The sequence below is a fragment of the Kitasatospora sp. NPDC059599 genome (assembly GCF_042735125.1).
Lineage (GTDB): Bacteria > Actinomycetota > Actinomycetes > Streptomycetales > Streptomycetaceae > Kitasatospora.
Window position 1 is genome coordinate 1 of sequence record NZ_JBHWCL010000200.1, and the last position, 15443, is coordinate 15443.

Here is a 15443-nt window from a genome sequence, read left to right on the forward strand (position 1 = left end):
ACGCCATCCCCACGGTCGGGCGCGCCGCGCGCTCCGGCACCCCCGAGCGCTTCGGGGGGCCCGCCCCCGGTCCGGCGCGGCCCCCGCCCGTCCGGGTCCGGCCACGCGGCCGGACCCGAAGGTCACACGCACACCATTGTCACCCGAAAGTGGATCAGCCCTGACCCGCGTCGAGGATGTCCACGACGAAGACCAGCGTCGCGGCGGGCGGGATGTCGCCCTGGCCCTTGTCGCCGTAGCCCAGCGCGGCCGGGATCACCAGCTCGACCCGGCTGCCCACGGTCTGGCCCTCCAGGCCCTGGTCCCAGCCCGGGATGACCTGGCCACCGCCGACCGGGAAGGTGAACGCCTGGCCCTTGCTGAGCGAGGAGTCGAACACCTTGCCGTCCTTGAACAGCGCGCCGGTGTACTGGACGACGACCTTCTCGCCCTTCTCCACCTTCGGCCCGGTCCCCTTGATCAGGACGTGGGACTTCAGCTCCGTCGGGTCCTTGGCGCCGGCCACCGGGGTGATGTCGGCCGGCTTCTTGCCGTTGTCCTTGACCTGCGGGAAGTCCGCCGGCGGCGGGGTGACCGTGCCGCTGACCACCGAGTCGGGCGCGTTGGCGTTGCGGATGTCGATGACGAAGATCAGGTCGTCCTTCGCCCCGATCGACATGTCGGCCTTGCCCTGCGAGCCGAACGCGGCGGCCGGCGGGGCCACCACCAGCAGCCGGCTGCCGGCCTTCTTCCCGAGCACGGCCTGGTCCAGCGCCGGGATCAGCGAGTCCGTGCCGGCCTGGAAGATCTGCGGCTTGCCGTTGGCGTCGTACGAGCTCGGGATGTCCTTGCCGGTGTTCCAGTCCTTGGCGGTGTAGTCCACCGAGGCCCAGGAGTTCTTGTCCACCTTGGCGCCGGAGCCCTCGGAGAGCACCTTGACGACGAAGGAGCCGTCGGAGGCCTCGCCCGGAACCTGGATGTCGGCCTTCTTGCCGAAGTCACCGGTGACGGTCGGCAGCACCTTGGCACTGTCCTTGATCGGCGGCACCGGCTCGGCGCTCGGCGTGGGCGGCGCGGTCTTCGCCGCGTCCGGCTTGGCCGCGCTGGTGTCCTTGCCGCCGTCCTTGTTCACCAGGTACAGCGTCACGGCGCTGCCGGCCAGCAGCAGGGTCAGCACCGTGCCGAGGATCACACCGAGCCGGCCGACCCCGGGCGGGTTCTCGTCGTACCCGGCTTCGGAGGTGTCGGACCGCCGCACGGTGGAGGCGAAGATCTGCGGGGTGTCGTCGGTCTTCGTCCCGCCCGCGGCACGCGGCGCCTCACCGGGCTGGGCCCAGCCGGCCTGCTGCTTCAGGATCGACGGCGGGACGACGATCGACTCGCCGTCCCCCGGAAGCGGGCCGCCGGGACGGGAGGCGGCCGGGTCACCCGCAGGGCTGTCGTTCGCCGCGGTGCCGGCCCCGCCCGGGCTCGGCGTCTTCTCAGTCATGACTCCCCATCCATCTCGCCACAGGTCTTCCAGGTCTGCGCCCGGCGTGCTGAACGCCGGCCTGCCGTCGCACCGCCCGCCCCGGACCTTCGGCGCCGGACGGCACCTGCCACAGCGCGAGGGCATTATGACAGCTCAGGATGAGGGCGGACGCTTCGTTGTACGAGCGTCCGCCCAAGCGTACGGAATCCCCCGGGTCACTTCCTAGACCGCTTCCAGAATGTCGATCACGAAGACCAACGTGGAGTTCGCCGGGACGGCGCCCTGCGCCTTGTCCTGGTAGCCGAGCGCGGGCGGCACCACGAGCATGACCCGGCTGCCCACGGTCTGCCCGACCAGGCCCTTGTCCCAGCCCTCGATCACGCTGCCGGTGCCGATCTGCACCGCCTGCGCGCCGCCGTGCGTCCAGGAGGAGTCGAACTGCTGGCCGTTGCTCCACAGCACCCCGGTGTACTGCACCACCAGGGTCTGCCCGCTCTTGACCGGCTTGCCCTCACCCTTGATCAGCACCGCCTGCTGCAGGTCGGTGGGCGGGGCCTGCCCGGCCGGGATGGTGATCGTCACCGGCGCCTTGCCGTTGTCCTTGACCTGGGGCAGCGTCGCGGGCGGCTGGGTCATGTTCCCGCTCAGCGTGGAGTCCTGCGGCAGGCTCTCCATGATGTCCAGCACGAACACCACGGTGTCGTTCTTGTTGACGCCCAGCTGACCGGAGCCCTGGTCGCCGAAGGCGGCCGCCGGCGGGGCCACCACCAGCAGCCGGCTGCCCACCTTCTTGCCGATCACGCTCTGGTCCAGCGCGGGCACCAGCTGCCCGCTGCCGGCCTGGTAGAGCTGCGGCTTGCCGTTGGGGTCGTACGAGCTGGGCAGTTCCTTGCCGGTGGTCCAGTCCTTCGCGCTGTAGTTGACCGTCACCCAGTCGCCCTTGTTGACGGTCGCCCGATCGCCCTCACTGACCGTGTTCACCACGAACTGCCCGCTGGGCTGGCCGTCGGGGATCGTGATGGTGGCCTTGCTGCCGAAACCGCCACCCGAAAGAGTGGGCATCGGCGACGCCTCGGACACCGGTGCCGGCACCGTCGGGGCGGCGCTCGCCGCGGACGGCGTCGCCGGACCGGCCGCCTTGGGGGAACTGCTGCAGGCCACCGCCAGCAGCAGCGGCAGGGTGAGAAGCAAACCGGCGGTGCGGCGCACGGTGGTCCTAACTGTCGGTCGAAGTCGGCTCTCCTGACTCGACGGACAGCGTATGCCCGGCACGCGTCCGGCCCCGGTAGGCACCACCGGGGCCGGACGCCGCCGTGATCACGACGGCTCGATCGCTGACCGGGCTACATCCCGGCGATGAGCTTCTCCACCCGCTCGTCCACCGAACGGAACGGGTCCTTGCACAGCACGGTGCGCTGCGCCTGGTCGTTCAGCTTCAGGTGCACCCAGTCCACCGTGAAGTCCCGGCGCTGCTCCTGCGCCCGGCGGATGAAGTCCCCGCGCAGCCGGGCCCGGGTGGTCTGCGGCGGGATCGACTTGGCCTCGAAGGTCTTGAGGTCGGTGGTCATCCGCTGCGCCTGGCCCTTGCCCTGGAGCAGGTAGAACAGGCCGCGGCGGCGGTGGATGTCGTGGTACGCGAGGTCGATCTGGGCCACCCGCGGGTTGGACATGCTCATCTGGTGCTTCTCGCGGTACCGCTCGATGAGCTTGTACTTCATGATCCAGTCGATCTCGGTGGCCACCCCGTCCAGCCGCTCGGAGCGCACGGCCTCCAGGGTGCGGCCCCACAGGTCGAGGACCCGGGCGATGGTGCCGGTGGTGATGCCCTTGCGGTCGGCGAACTCCAGGGCCTTGGAGTAGTACTCCTCCTGGATGTCCAGCGCGCTGGCCTCGCGGCCGTTGGCGAGCCGCACCTGGTGGGTGCCGGTGAGGTCGTGGCTGACCTCGCGGATCGCCCGGATCGGGTTCTCCAGGGTCAGGTCGCGCATCACCACGCCGGCCTCGATCAGCCGCAGCACCAGGTCGGTGGCGCCGACCTTGAGCAGCGTGGTGGTCTCGGACATGTTGGAGTCGCCGACGATCACGTGCAGCCGGCGGTAGCGCTCGGCGTCCGCGTGCGGCTCGTCCCGGGTGTTGATGATCGGCCGCGAACGGGTGGTGGCGGAGCTGACGCCCTCCCAGATGTGCTCGGCCCGCTGGCTGACGCAGTAGACCGCGCCGCGCGGGGTCTGCAGCACCTTGCCCGCGCCGCAGATCAGCTGGCGGGTGACCAGGAAGGGGATCAGCACGTCCGCCAGCCGGGAGAACTCGCCGTGCCGGGCCACCAGGTAGTTCTCGTGGCAGCCGTAGGAGTTCCCGGCGGAGTCGGTGTTGTTCTTGAAGAGGTAGACGTCCCCCGCGATGCCCTCCTCGTGCAGGCGCCGCTCGGCGTCCACCAGGAGGCCTTCGAGGATGCGCTCGCCCGCCTTGTCGTGCGTCACCAGCTCGACCACGTCGTCGCACTCGGGCGTGGCGTACTCGGGGTGGGAGCCGACGTCGAGGTAGAGCCGGGCGCCGTTGCGCAGGAAGACGTTGCTGCTGCGGCCCCAGGAGACGACCCGGCGGAACAGGTACCGCGCGACCTCGTCCGGCGACAGCCGTCGCTGCCCGCGGAACGTGCAGGTCACGCCGTACTCGTTCTCCAGCCCGAAAATCCGGCGGTCCATGAGCACTCCATTCTGGTCGGAGCTGTCCGAAACCGCCTCCACGACGACTGGGCCGCCGCAGGGGCACCGGAGCCCCCGTACGGCGGCGGTCCGGCCGCCGTACGGGACTCCGCAGGCACTGCTACTCCGGCGCGGTGTGCGCCGGGTCGTCCTCGTCGTCCGCCTCGGCGGACTGGTCCCCGTCGAGCAGCCGGCTGAGCTGGTTGCCCAGGATCCGCTTGAACTTGCGCTGCTGGAACCGCTGCCGGTCGAGGACCGCGACCTCCAGCTGCTCCGGGGTGAGGCTGCGCGGGCTGCCGCCGTTGGGGTCGCGGGCGAGCGAGTCGACCGCGACCTTCACGGCCTCGGTGAGGCTCAGGCCGACGCGGTGGCGCTGGCCCAGGTAGTTGCCGATCGAGTCGGCGTTGCCGCCGACCACCACGTAGTTCTTCTCGTCGACGACCGAGCCGTCCGGCGTGAGCCGGTAGATCTGGTCGTTGTCGCTGCCGCGGCCGACCTCGGCCACGATCAGCTCGACCTCGTACGGCTTCTCGCCGACCGAGGAGAAGATGGTGCCCAGGGTCTGGGCGTACACGTTGGCCAGGCCCCGGGCGGTGACGTCGGCCCGGTCGTAGGAGTAGCCGCGCAGGTCGGCGTAGCGGACGCCGCCGATGCGCAGGTTCTCGAACTCGTTGTAGCGGCCGACCGCCGCGAAGGCGATCTTGTCGTAGATCTCGGAGACCTTGTGCAGCGCCCTGGAGGTGTTCTCCGCGACGAAGACGATGCCGTCGGCGTAGGTGAGCACGACCACGCTGCGGCCGCGCGCGATGCCCTTGCGGGCGTACTCCGCGCGGTCCGCCATGGCCTGCTGGGGCGAGACGTAGAACGGTGTCGACACCGGCGGTCGTCCCTTTCCTGTGAGGTGCTGGCTAGAGCAGCGGGGCCTGCGGGCCGTTGGGGTGGGTCAGGCGCTCGTCGGTGATGGCCACGGTGGTCTCGGCGACCTCCGCGTCGGTGAGCCGGCGGAAGCCGTCCTCGGTGATCAGCGAAACGATCGGGAAGATCTTGCGGGCGAGGTCCGGGCCGCCGGTGGCGGAGTCGTCGTCCGCCGCGTCGTAGAGCGCCTGGACGACCAGGGTGACGGCCTGTTCGGCCGTCAGGCCGTCGCGGTAGAGCTTCTTCATCGAGCCGCGGGCGAAGACCGAGCCCGAGCCGGTGGCGGCGAAGCCGCGTTCCTCGGAACGCCCGCCGGTGACGTCGTAGTTGAAGATCCGGCCGCGGCCGAGGTCCAGGTCGTAGCCGGCGAACATCGGCACCACCGCCAGCCCCTGCATCGCCATGCCCAGGTTGCCCCGGATCATGGTGGTGAGGCGGTTCGCCTTGCCCTCCAGGGAGAGCACGGTGCCCTCGATCTTCTCGTAGTGCTCCAGCTCCAGTTGGAACAGCCGGACCATCTCGACCGCGAGGCCGGCGGTGCCGGCGATGCCGACCGCGCTGTACTCGTCGGCCGGGAAGACCTTCTCGATGTCGCGCTGGGCGATCACGTTGCCCATCGTCGCCCGGCGGTCACCGGCGATCACCACACCGCCGTCGAAGACCGCGGCCACGATCGTGGTCCCGTGCGGGGCCTCGACCACCGAGCCCGCGGGGAGCCCGCGGTGGCCGGGGAGCAGCTCCGGCTTGTGCTCGGCGAGGAAGTCGAGGAACGAGGACGACCCCGGGGTCAGGAAGGCAGCCGGTAGACGCCCGGTGCCGCGAGTGTTGGCTTCCACACGATTCCTTCCAGGTAGCTTGAAGCGCGCGCTGCCCGCACCCTACCCGCCCGACGATCACTGTCGGAGCGTGGCCGGGAGGTGCCGGGCGGCCGGGCGGCGGACGCCGCCCGACCGCCCTCGACGGTCGCGACCGTGAATTCCCGATGACCGGGGACGGGCTATTGCCCGCCCTTCTGCACGAATCCGCGGACGAAATCCTCGGCGTTGGATTCGAGGACCTCGTCGATTTCGTCCAGCACCGCGTCGACGTCGTCGCTCAGCTTTTCCTGGCGCTCCTTGAGATCCTCGGAATTCTGCGTTTCCGCGGCCTGCTCCTCGACCTCCTCGGAGGAGCGGTTTGCCCGCTGCTGGCCGCCGCCGGTGTCCTTGCTCGCCATTTCCCTCACCCCGCTCGAATCGTCTGGCACGGTTTGGTCGGTCGGGTCGTTGCCGGTTGGCACCGACCCTATACACAAGGTGCGACTGCCGCTCCCGGTTTGCCGGTGGCGCTTCCTGTCCAACACCCGCTGCCACCCCGGATGATTCCCATTCGGCGGACGTTCACCCGTGGTGATCGAAAAGTTACCCGCCGGACAGGACCCGTAGCAGGTCCTCCGCCGTGCGGCAGCGGTCCAGCAGCTCCTTGACGTGGTTGCGGGTGCCGCGCAGCGGCTCCAGCGTGGGTACCCGCTGCAGGGAGTCCCGGCCCGGCAGGTCGAAGATCACCGAGTCCCAGGAGGCCGCCGCGACGTGGTCCGCGTACTGCTCCAGGCAGCGCCCGCGGAAGTACGCCCTGGTGTCCTCCGGGGGCTTGGAGACGGCCCGCTCGACCTCGTCCTCGGTCAGCAGCCGATCGAAGCGCCCGCGGGCCACCAGGCGGTTGTAGAGGCCCTTCTCGGGCCGCACGTCGCTGTACTGGAGGTCGACCAGGTGCAGCCGCGGGTTGTCCCACTCCACGGCGTCCCGGCTGCGGTAGCCCTCCAGGATCTCCCGCTTGGCGATCCAGTCCAGCTGCCTCGACAGCGACATCGGGTCGCGCTCCAGCCGGCCGAGGACGTCCTCCCAGCGCGTCAGCACGTCCACCGTCTGCTCGTCCGCGTCGGTGCCGAAGCGGTCCTCGACGTACTTGCGGGCCAGCTCGAAGTACTCGAGCTGGAGCTGGACGGCGGTGAGCTTGCGCCCGTTGCGCAGGGTGATCAGGTGCTTGAGCGTCGGGTCGTGGGACACCCGGTGCAGGGTGCGCACCGGCTGGTCGACGGCGAGGTCGGAGGCGATGAAGGAGTCCTCGATCATCGACAGGACCAGCGAGGTGGTGCCCAGCTTGAGGTACGTGGAGATCTCGGAGAGGTTCGCGTCCCCGATGATCACGTGCAGCCGGCGGTACTTCTCGGCGTCGGCGTGCGGTTCGTCCCGGGTGTTGATGATCGGCCGCTTGAGCGTGGTCTCCAGGCCGACCTCGACCTCGAAGTAGTCCGCCCGCTGGCTGATCTGGAAGCCGTGCGCCGAGCCGTCCTGGCCGATGCCGACCCGGCCCGCGCCGGTGACCACCTGGCGGGAGACGAAGAACGGGGTCAGGTGGCGCACGATGTCGGCGAACGGCGTCGCCCGCTTCATCAGGTAGTTCTCGTGGGTGCCGTAGGAGGCGCCCTTGTTGTCGGTGTTGTTCTTGTACAGGAGGATGTTCTGCCCGTTGGGCAGCTCCAGCGCGCGCTGCGCGGCGGCGGCCATGATCCGCTCCCCGGCCTTGTCCCACAGCACCGCGTCGCGCGGGTTGGTCACCTCGGGCGAGCTGTACTCGGGGTGCGCGTGGTCCACGTAGAACCGGGCCCCGTTGGTGAGGATGACGTTGGCGAGGCCGATGTCCTCGTCGGTCAGCTGGCTCGCGTCCGCCACCTCGCGCGCCAGGTCGAAGCCCCGCGCGTCGCGCAGCGGATTCTCCTCCTCGAAGTCCCAGCGGGCCCGCCGGGCCCGGTGCATCGCCGCCGCGTAGGCGTTGACGATCTGGGACGAGGTGAGCATGGCGTTGGCGTTGGGGTGGCCGGGCACGGAGATCCCGTACTCGGTCTCGATGCCCATCACGCGCCGTACGGTCATGCGGCCCTCCTTGCCCGGTGCGCCGCCCCCGGCGGGCGGAACACGCTGACGTACCGCTGAACAACACCGGCGCCGGCCATCTGCCCGCGGACGGTGGGTCGAGCCTAGGACCCGGCGCCGACCGGCGGGCCCCGAGACGCGCCGTCCGGCTGCGGGGCCGCGAGGCGCCACAGCCGGACGGGGTGCGTACAGCTCCGGGGACCGCTGCCGGCCCGGGTAACCGCGTGCTTACAGGTACTGCCCCGTGTTGGCGACAGTGTCGATGGAGCGGCCGGACTCGGCGCCCTGCTTGCCGGTGACCAGCGTGCGGATGAAGACGATCCGCTCGCCCTTCTTGCCGGAGATGCGGGCCCAGTCGTCCGGGTTGGTGGTGTTCGGGAGGTCCTCGTTCTCCTTGAACTCGTCCACGCAGGCGGCGAGCAGGTGGGAGACGCGCAGACCGCGCTGACCGTGGTCGAGGAAGTCCTTGATGGCCATCTTCTTCGAGCGGTCGACGATGTTCTGGATCATCGCGCCGGAGTTGAAGTCCTTGAAGTACAGGACCTCCTTGTCACCGTTGGCGTAGGTGACCTCCAGGAAGCGGTTCTCCTCGGTCTCGGAGTACATCCGCTCGACCACCGACTGGATCATCGCGGCCACCGTGGCCCCGACGGAGCCGTCGTGCTCCTTGAGGTCGTCGGGGTGGAACGGCAGCGAGTCCTTGAGGTACTTGGAGAAGATGTCCTTCGCGGCCTCGGCGTCCGGGCGCTCGATCTTGATCTTGACGTCCAGGCGGCCGGGCCGCAGGATCGCCGGGTCGATCATGTCCTCGCGGTTCGAGGCGCCGATGACGATGACGTTCTCCAGGCCCTCCACGCCGTCGATCTCGGCCAGCAGCTGCGGGACGATGGTGTTCTCCACGTCCGAGCTGACGCCGGAACCGCGGGTGCGGAACAGCGACTCCATCTCGTCGAAGAAGACGATGACGGGTGTGCCCTCGCTCGCCTTCTCCCGGGCCCGCTGGAAGACCAGGCGGATCTGCCGCTCGGTCTCGCCCACGTACTTGTTGAGCAGCTCGGGGCCCTTGATGTTGAGGAAGTAGCTCTTCCCCTGCGGGCGGCCGGTGACCTCGGCGACCTTCTTGGCCAGCGAGTTGGCGACCGCCTTGGCGATCAGCGTCTTGCCGCAGCCGGGCGGGCCGTAGAGCAGGACGCCCTTGGGCGGCCGCAGCTCGTACTCCTTGAAGAGGTCGGCGTGCAGGTACGGCAGCTCGACCGCGTCGCGGATCAGCTCGATCTGGTTGCTCAGGCCGCCGATCTGGCGGTAGTCGATGTCCGGGACCTCTTCGAGGACCAGCTCCTCGACCTCGGACTTCGGCACGACCTCGTACACGTAGCCGGAGCGGGGCTCCAGCAGCAGGGCGTCCCCCGCCCGGATGGTGAGCTCGCGCAGCGGTTCGGCGAGGCGCACCACGCGCTCCTCGTCGGTATGGCCGAGTACCAGGGCGCGCTCGCCGTCCTCCAGGACCTCCTTGAGGGTGACGATCTCGCCGATGCGCTCGAAGGCCATCGCGTCCACGATGTTGAGGGCCTCGTTGAGCATCACCTCCTGGCCGCGCCGCAGCTCGTCGAGGGCGACGTTGGGGCTGACGTTCACGCGGAGCTTGCGCCCCCCGGTGAAGATGTCCGCGGTGCCGTCCTCGTTCGCGTCGAGGAAGGTGCCGAAGCCGGCCGGGGGCTGTGCCAGCCGGTCCACTTCCTCCTTGAGGGCCACGATCTGGTCGCGGGCCTCACGCAGGGTGGAGGCGAGCCGTTCGTTCTGGGCGGACACGCCGGCCAGGTTGGTCTGGAGCTCGACGATCCGCTCTTCGAGGATTCTCGAATTGCGCGGCGAGTCGGCGAGCTTGCGGCGCAGCACGGCGATTTCCTGCTCAAGGTACGAGACCTGAGCGGCCTCGTCGGAACCACGAGCGGGCCTGCCGGTGCTGCGGTTGTAGTCGTCATCGTGGGCTGCCACGGTCCTCACCTCCTCCGGGGAGCTGGACGCTTCCAGACCCTACCTGGGACCAGGGGTCCGTAAACCCCTAGATCAAGAAAGATGGAACGGGCGTGTCCGATCTTCGCCCCAGCGTGCTTCCCCTCTGCTAAGGGGATACCCACCGCGCACCGCCCAAAGCGGGCCAGATGTATCGTCGAGCGAAGTGATATCCGATCGCGACCGCGACACGAGGTCCGATCGTTGTACGAATGGCGGGATTGCTCCCAGAAATGGGCGACCCGGGACAGAAACGGCAGGGGACATGTCGGTGACCGAGGAGACCGCGCGGGCGACCGAGGAGCTGGAGGTGTGGATCGACCAGGATCTGTGCACCGGCGACGGCATCTGCGTCCAGTACGCACCGGAGCTCTTCGAGCTCGACATCGACGGCCTCGCCTACGTGAAGGGGCCGGACGACGAGCTGCGCCAGCAGCCCGGGGAGACCGCCCCGGTGCCGCTGACGCTCCTTCAGGACGTGGTGGACTCGGCGAAGGAGTGCCCCGGCGACTGCATCCACGTGCGCCGGACCGCGGACCGGGTCGAGGTGTACGGGCCGGACGCGGAGTAGGGAGCCGGGGCCGGACGCGGAGTAGGGAGCCGGGCCGGTCAGGTCCGGGCGAGCGGGGCGGTGGTCTGGGAGCGTTCCCAGCCGCCGCCCTTGTGCGTCCAGGTGAGGTCCAGTGAGATGTCGGGCCGGAAGCGCGGCACGTCCTCGCTCGAATACCCCTGCGCGTGACCGGTGATGACGCCGTCGGAGCGGACCGCGAGCCGGCTCACGGTGAGGTTCTCGCGTTCGGTGAGCAGGGTGGCCAGCACGGCCGGGCGGCCGTCGGGGCCGAAGCCGAGCAGGAGGACCGCGTCGGGCGGGGTGCCGTTCTCGGCGGCGCAGTGCGCGGCGACCACGGTGCCGGGGCGGCCGTCGCCCAGTTCGACGGGCACGCTGAGCGCCGTCTTGACCGGGAACGGACCGCAGTCGAGCGGGAGTTGGGCCGCAGCCGGGTCGGGGGCGGCACTCGCGGCGAGGGCCCTGGGGGTGCCGTGGACGGGCATCGGGGTGCCGGTCGCCGGGGAGGCGGCGAGGGCGGCGCCCACCACCGCGCCGCTGCCGGCCAGGGCGAGGGCCCAGTGCCAGGGGGCGGTGCGGACATGCCCGGGCCGGGTGCGGCCCCGCGGTGTCTGCTGTCCAGCCGTCGCCTTCGTCCCGACCGCGGTCTCCACCAGGCGTCCCCTCCAGAGCTCCAGGAGCTGGTCTGCGTGCGCGAGCATCGTCCCACACGGCGCGGGCGGGCCGGTGACCGGGGAGCGGGTCGCCGGGCGGGCCGGGGACGACGGGAGGGGTGGCACGAGATCACTCGTGCCACCCCTGTGCGGTGTGCGGGCTCAGCCCAGGTCGGGCTGGTCGCCCTCGACGGCCCGGGCGGCCTTGCGGGCGGCGGCGCGCTCCTGCAGGCTCGGCTCCGGCGACCCGTTGTCGTAGTCCTCACCGTAGGCGCCCTTGGCCGGGCGGCGGCGGCGCAGCGGCGGCTCGACGCCGTCCGCCAGGCGGCGGGCGGTGAGCAGGAAGCCGGTGTGGCCGATCATCCGGTGGTCCGGGCGGACGGCCAGACCCTCCAGGTGCCAGGTGCGGACCATGGTCTCCCACGCCTGCGGCTCGGTGAAGGTGCCGTGGTCGCGCAGCGCCTCGACGGTCCGGGACATCTGCGTGGTGGTGGCCACGTAGCAGCAGATGAGGCCGCCGGGGACGAGCGCCTCGGAGGCGACGTCCAGGCACTCCCAGGGGGCCAGCATGTCGAGGATGACGCGGTCGACGTCGGTCTCGACCAGGTTGTCCTGGAGGTCGCCGACGGTGAGCTTCCACGCCGGGTGGGGCCCGCCGAAGTAGCGCTCGACGTTGCCCTGGGCGATGTCGGCGAAGTCCTGCCGGCGCTCGTAGGAGGCCAGCATGCCGTGCTCGCCGACGGCGCGCAGCAGGTACATGCTGAGCGCGCCGGAGCCGACGCCGGCCTCGATCACGCGGGCACCCGCGAAGATGTCGGCCATCGCCAGGATCTGCCCCGCGTCCTTGGGGTAGATCACGGCGGCGCCGCGCGGCATGGACAGGACGTAGTCGGGGAGCAGGGGGCGCAGCGCGAGGTACGGGACGTTCCCCGTGGTGCGCACGACCGTGCCTTCGGGGGCGCCGATCAGCTCGTCGTGGGGGAACGCACCCTTGTGGGTGTGGAACTGGTTCCCGGCCTGGAGCGTGAACGTGTAGTGGCGACCCTTGGGGTCGGTCAGCTGGACCTGGTCCCCGACCTGGAAGGGCCCGCGTCGGCGGGCGGCACCGGTCGGTTCGGACATGCGGCCAATCCTAAGGGAAGCGGGACGCCCCGCCTCACCGGGCCCGGATCACGCCCGGCGTCGCACCGGCACCGTCGGCACCATCGGCACCGCGGCTGCGTCGGTGACCGTCACCGGCCGGAGACGGCGGCGGTCAGGCGCTGCTCGATGTCGCTGAGCGCGGCGACGCCGTACACCCGGCCGTCCGCCTCGACCACCAGGTACTCCCCCGCCGGGGTCGCCTGGACGGCCCGCAGCAGGTCCTCGCCGCTCAGGTCGGCGTCCAGTCGCAGCCCGGGTTCGAGGTCGCGGGAGAGGGCGCCCACGGCCACCCAGGGGCGGCGGTGCTCGGGCACCGCCCGGACCGCCGACTCCCGCACGATGGCGATCGGCTCGCCCCGGCCGTCGACCACGACCACCGCGCCGGCCCCGGCCTCGCGGGCGCGGCGCATCGCCTCGCCGAGCGGGGTGTCGGAGGTGACCTCGACGGCCCGGCGGGCGAGTTCGCGCAGCCGCAGGCCGGGAAGCGCCTCCTTGAGCCGGGCGTTGCGCACGCTGCCGGTGGCGCCGTTCCAGATGATCGCGGCGAGCACGGCGGCCAGCACCGCGTCCACCAGGGTGTCGGTGGTGGTGCGCTCGACCCCGCGGGCGGCGCTGACCAGCGGCAGGCCGATCAGGACGGCGATCGCCAGCGCCCGGCCGACCCAGGAGGCGGCCACCGTGCCGGTCATCGGCTTGCCGGTGACGGCCCACACCACGGCGCGCAGCATCCGCCCGCCGTCCAGCGGCAGGCCCGGCAGCAGGTTGAAGGCCGCCACGACCAGGTTGGACACCATCAGGCCGGCGAGCAGCACCCCGGGCACGGAGGACAGCTCCACGAACCGCGTCGCGAGGTAGAACACGCCGCCGAGCACCAGCGAGAGCAGCGGGCCGACGAAGGCCAGCCAGAACTCGCGCCAGGGCGTGGTGGCCTCGTTCTCGATCTCGGAGACGCCGCCGAAGAACTGCAGCTGGATCCGCCGCACCCCGAGCCGGTAGCGCAGCGCGACCAGGGTGTGGGCGAGTTCGTGGACCAGGACGGAGGCGTAGAAGGCGACCGCGAAGGAGAACGCGACCAGGTAGCGCGCACCGCCGAGGTCCGGCAGCACGTCGTTCAGCTGCCCGCCGAACACCCAGGTGATCAGCGCGGCGATGACGAACCAGGAGGGGGTGACGTAGATCGGCACGCCGAAGGGCCGGCCCATCAGGAGGCCGCCGCGGCGCTCCGGTGGCTGCCCGGCCGGGCGCCCGCGGTCGTCCTGCGGTGGCTGGTCGGAGGTCTGCTGCCCCCTGCTGTCGCTCACCGTGATCCCTTCGGTCGTCGCCCCCGTCGTACCCCGGTGCGCCCACGCTACGTGATCGTGGCGTTCCGAGGCCTCGCGCCCCTCCTGGTGCCTTCATACCCACTGTGCGCGTCCCGGTGGCAGCACGGTGGCAGCGGGATGACAGCAAAGGGCAATAGGGTCGTAGCCATGCAGCAGACCGACACCACCAGCGCCACCGGGGCCCCGGTGCGCCCGGCGGCGCCGCCGACCGGCCTGTCCCCGTCCCGGGCGGGGGACTTCCTCACCTGTCCCCTGCTGTACCGGCTGCGGGTGATCGACCGGCTGCCCGAGCCGCCGAGTTCGGCGGCGACCAGGGGCACCCTGGTGCACGCGGTGCTGGAGCGGCTGTTCGACAGTCCGGCGGCCGAGCGCACGCCGGAACGGGCGCTGGGCCTGCTGCGCCCGCAGTGGGAGCGGCTGCTCGGTGAACGACCGGAGCTGGGCTCGTTGTTCCCGGACGACCCGGACGGCGCGGCGCTGACCCGCTGGCTGGCGGACGCCGAGAAGCTGCTCGGCCAGTGGTTCCGGCTGGAGGACCCGACCCGGCTGCACCCGGTCGAACGGGAGCTGTACGTGGAGACGGCCCTGGACTCGGGGCTGCTGCTGCGCGGCTACATCGACCGGGTCGACGTCGCCCCGACCGGCGAGGTCCGGCTGGTCGACTACAAGACCGGCCGGGCGCCCTCGCGGGACTTCGAGGGCAAGGCGATGTTCCAGATGAAGTTCTACGCGCTGGTGGTGTGGCGCTGGAAGGGCGTGATCCCCAAGCGCCTCCAGCTGGTCTACCTCGGCGGGGGCGGGGACGTGGTCAGCTACGACCCGGACCAGGCCGATCTGCTCGCGGTGGAGCGCAAGCTGCAGGCGCTGTGGGAGCGCATCGGGCTCGCGGTGGCCACCGGGGACTTCCCGGCCACCCGCAACCGCCTCTGCGACTGGTGCGACCACCAGGCCAGCTGCCCGGAGTTCGGCGGCACCCCGCCGCCGTACCCGCTTCCGCTGGCCCGTACGTCGGATGAAGACGATCCCACGGGGGATCCGATGAGCAAGGAGTCCTAGTGACGATCCGTGTGCTGCTGGTCGACGACCAGCCGTTGCTGCGCACCGGTTTCCGGATGATCCTGGAGGCCGAGTCCGACCTGGTGGTGGTCGGCGAGGCCGGGGACGGTCAGCAGGCGCTGGACCAGGTGCGGGCGCTGCAGCCCGACGTGGTGCTGATGGACATCCGGATGCCCAGGATGGACGGCGTCGAGGCGACCCGCCGGATCGCCGGCCCGGGGCGGGACGGCCCGGCCAAGGTGCTGGTGCTGACCACCTTCGACCTGGACGAGTACGTGGTGGAGGCGCTGCGCGCGGGCGCCAGCGGCTTCCTGCTGAAGGACGTGCCGGCCGAGGAGCTGGTGCAGGCGATCCGGGTGGTCGCGGACGGCGCGGCGATGCTGGCGCCGAGCATCACCCGCCGGCTGCTGGACATGTACGCCACCAAGCTGCCGTCGGGCGACGAAGCGCCGCCGCAGGCGCTGAGCGCGCTGACCGAGCGCGAGCTGGAGGTGCTGAAGCTGGTGGCGCGCGGGCTGTCGAACGCGGAGATCGCGGCCGAGCTGTTCGTCAGCGAGACCACCGTGAAGACCCACGTCGGCCACGTGCTGACCAAGCTCCAGCTGCGCGACCGGGTGCAGGCGGCGGTGTACGCCTACGAGAGCGGCCTGGTGCGTCCGGGCACCCTGTGACGGCCTCCCGCGGCCGGTGACGGCCCGCGGGAAGA

At 71.0% G+C, this 15443-nt stretch carries 14 protein-coding genes; 3 read left to right on the forward strand and 11 right to left on the reverse strand.

What is annotated here, in order from left to right:
• Positions 1–154 precede the first annotated feature (154 nt).
• The 8 genes from ACFV04_RS40055 to arc form a co-directional block, all read right to left on the reverse strand.
• Positions 155–1468: an FKBP-type peptidyl-prolyl cis-trans isomerase gene (locus tag ACFV04_RS40055; RefSeq protein WP_360261614.1), complete on the reverse strand. Its 1314-nt coding sequence runs from the start codon at positions 1466–1468 to the stop codon at positions 155–157.
• 204 nt (positions 1469–1672) lie between these two features.
• Positions 1673–2659, reverse strand: coding sequence for an FKBP-type peptidyl-prolyl cis-trans isomerase (locus tag ACFV04_RS40060; RefSeq protein WP_360261616.1), 987 nt, complete (start codon positions 2657–2659; stop codon positions 1673–1675).
• A gap of 134 nt (positions 2660–2793) precedes the next feature.
• The gene (gene pafA, locus ACFV04_RS40065) at positions 2794–4155 is read right to left on the reverse strand and encodes a Pup--protein ligase (protein ID WP_380535991.1); all 1362 of its coding nucleotides are present in this window, start codon (positions 4153–4155) and stop codon (positions 2794–2796) included.
• Positions 4156–4276: 121 nt separating this feature from the next.
• Positions 4277–5032, reverse strand: a complete 756-nt coding sequence (gene prcA, locus ACFV04_RS40070; protein ID WP_360261618.1) for a proteasome subunit alpha — start codon at positions 5030–5032, stop codon at positions 4277–4279.
• Between the two features lie 31 nt (positions 5033–5063).
• Positions 5064–5906 (reverse strand): proteasome subunit beta, encoded by an 843-nt coding sequence (prcB, locus tag ACFV04_RS40075; RefSeq protein WP_380345295.1) that lies wholly within the window; start codon positions 5904–5906, stop codon positions 5064–5066.
• Between the two features lie 161 nt (positions 5907–6067).
• Entirely contained in the window at positions 6068–6286 is a 219-nt protein-coding gene (locus ACFV04_RS40080) for a ubiquitin-like protein Pup (RefSeq protein WP_360261622.1), read from the reverse strand.
• A 184-nt stretch (positions 6287–6470) separates the two neighbouring features.
• Complete coding sequence (gene dop, locus ACFV04_RS40085; protein WP_380345293.1) at positions 6471–7982, reverse strand: depupylase/deamidase Dop; 1512 nt, start codon at positions 7980–7982, stop codon at positions 6471–6473.
• Positions 7983–8210: 228 nt separating this feature from the next.
• Positions 8211–9977 (reverse strand): proteasome ATPase, encoded by a 1767-nt coding sequence (gene arc, locus ACFV04_RS40090; RefSeq protein WP_360261627.1) that lies wholly within the window; start codon positions 9975–9977, stop codon positions 8211–8213.
• A gap of 283 nt (positions 9978–10260) precedes the next feature.
• Here arc and ACFV04_RS40095 point away from each other — a divergent pair, with 283 nt between their 5' ends.
• The gene (locus ACFV04_RS40095; protein ID WP_380535995.1) at positions 10261–10566 is read left to right on the forward strand and encodes a ferredoxin; all 306 of its coding nucleotides are present in this window, start codon (positions 10261–10263) and stop codon (positions 10564–10566) included.
• A gap of 38 nt (positions 10567–10604) precedes the next feature.
• Here ACFV04_RS40095 and ACFV04_RS40100 read toward each other — a convergent pair whose 3' ends face one another.
• From ACFV04_RS40100 to ACFV04_RS40110, 3 genes are all read right to left on the reverse strand, one after another.
• Positions 10605–11264: a hypothetical protein gene (locus tag ACFV04_RS40100; RefSeq protein WP_380535997.1), complete on the reverse strand. Its 660-nt coding sequence runs from the start codon at positions 11262–11264 to the stop codon at positions 10605–10607.
• A gap of 114 nt (positions 11265–11378) precedes the next feature.
• On the reverse strand, positions 11379–12338 hold the full coding sequence (locus ACFV04_RS40105; protein WP_380345289.1) for a tRNA (adenine-N1)-methyltransferase: 960 nt from the start codon (positions 12336–12338) through the stop codon (positions 11379–11381).
• 110 nt (positions 12339–12448) lie between these two features.
• Entirely contained in the window at positions 12449–13666 is a 1218-nt protein-coding gene (locus ACFV04_RS40110) for a site-2 protease family protein (protein ID WP_380345368.1), read from the reverse strand.
• 162 nt (positions 13667–13828) lie between these two features.
• Here ACFV04_RS40110 and ACFV04_RS40115 point away from each other — a divergent pair, with 162 nt between their 5' ends.
• Complete coding sequence (locus ACFV04_RS40115; protein WP_380345287.1) at positions 13829–14737, forward strand: RecB family exonuclease; 909 nt, start codon at positions 13829–13831, stop codon at positions 14735–14737.
• Positions 14737–15408: a response regulator transcription factor gene (locus ACFV04_RS40120; protein ID WP_350523854.1), complete on the forward strand. Its 672-nt coding sequence runs from the start codon at positions 14737–14739 to the stop codon at positions 15406–15408. Before ACFV04_RS40115 ends, ACFV04_RS40120 begins: the two co-directional genes overlap by 1 nt.
• Positions 15409–15443 lie beyond the last annotated feature (35 nt).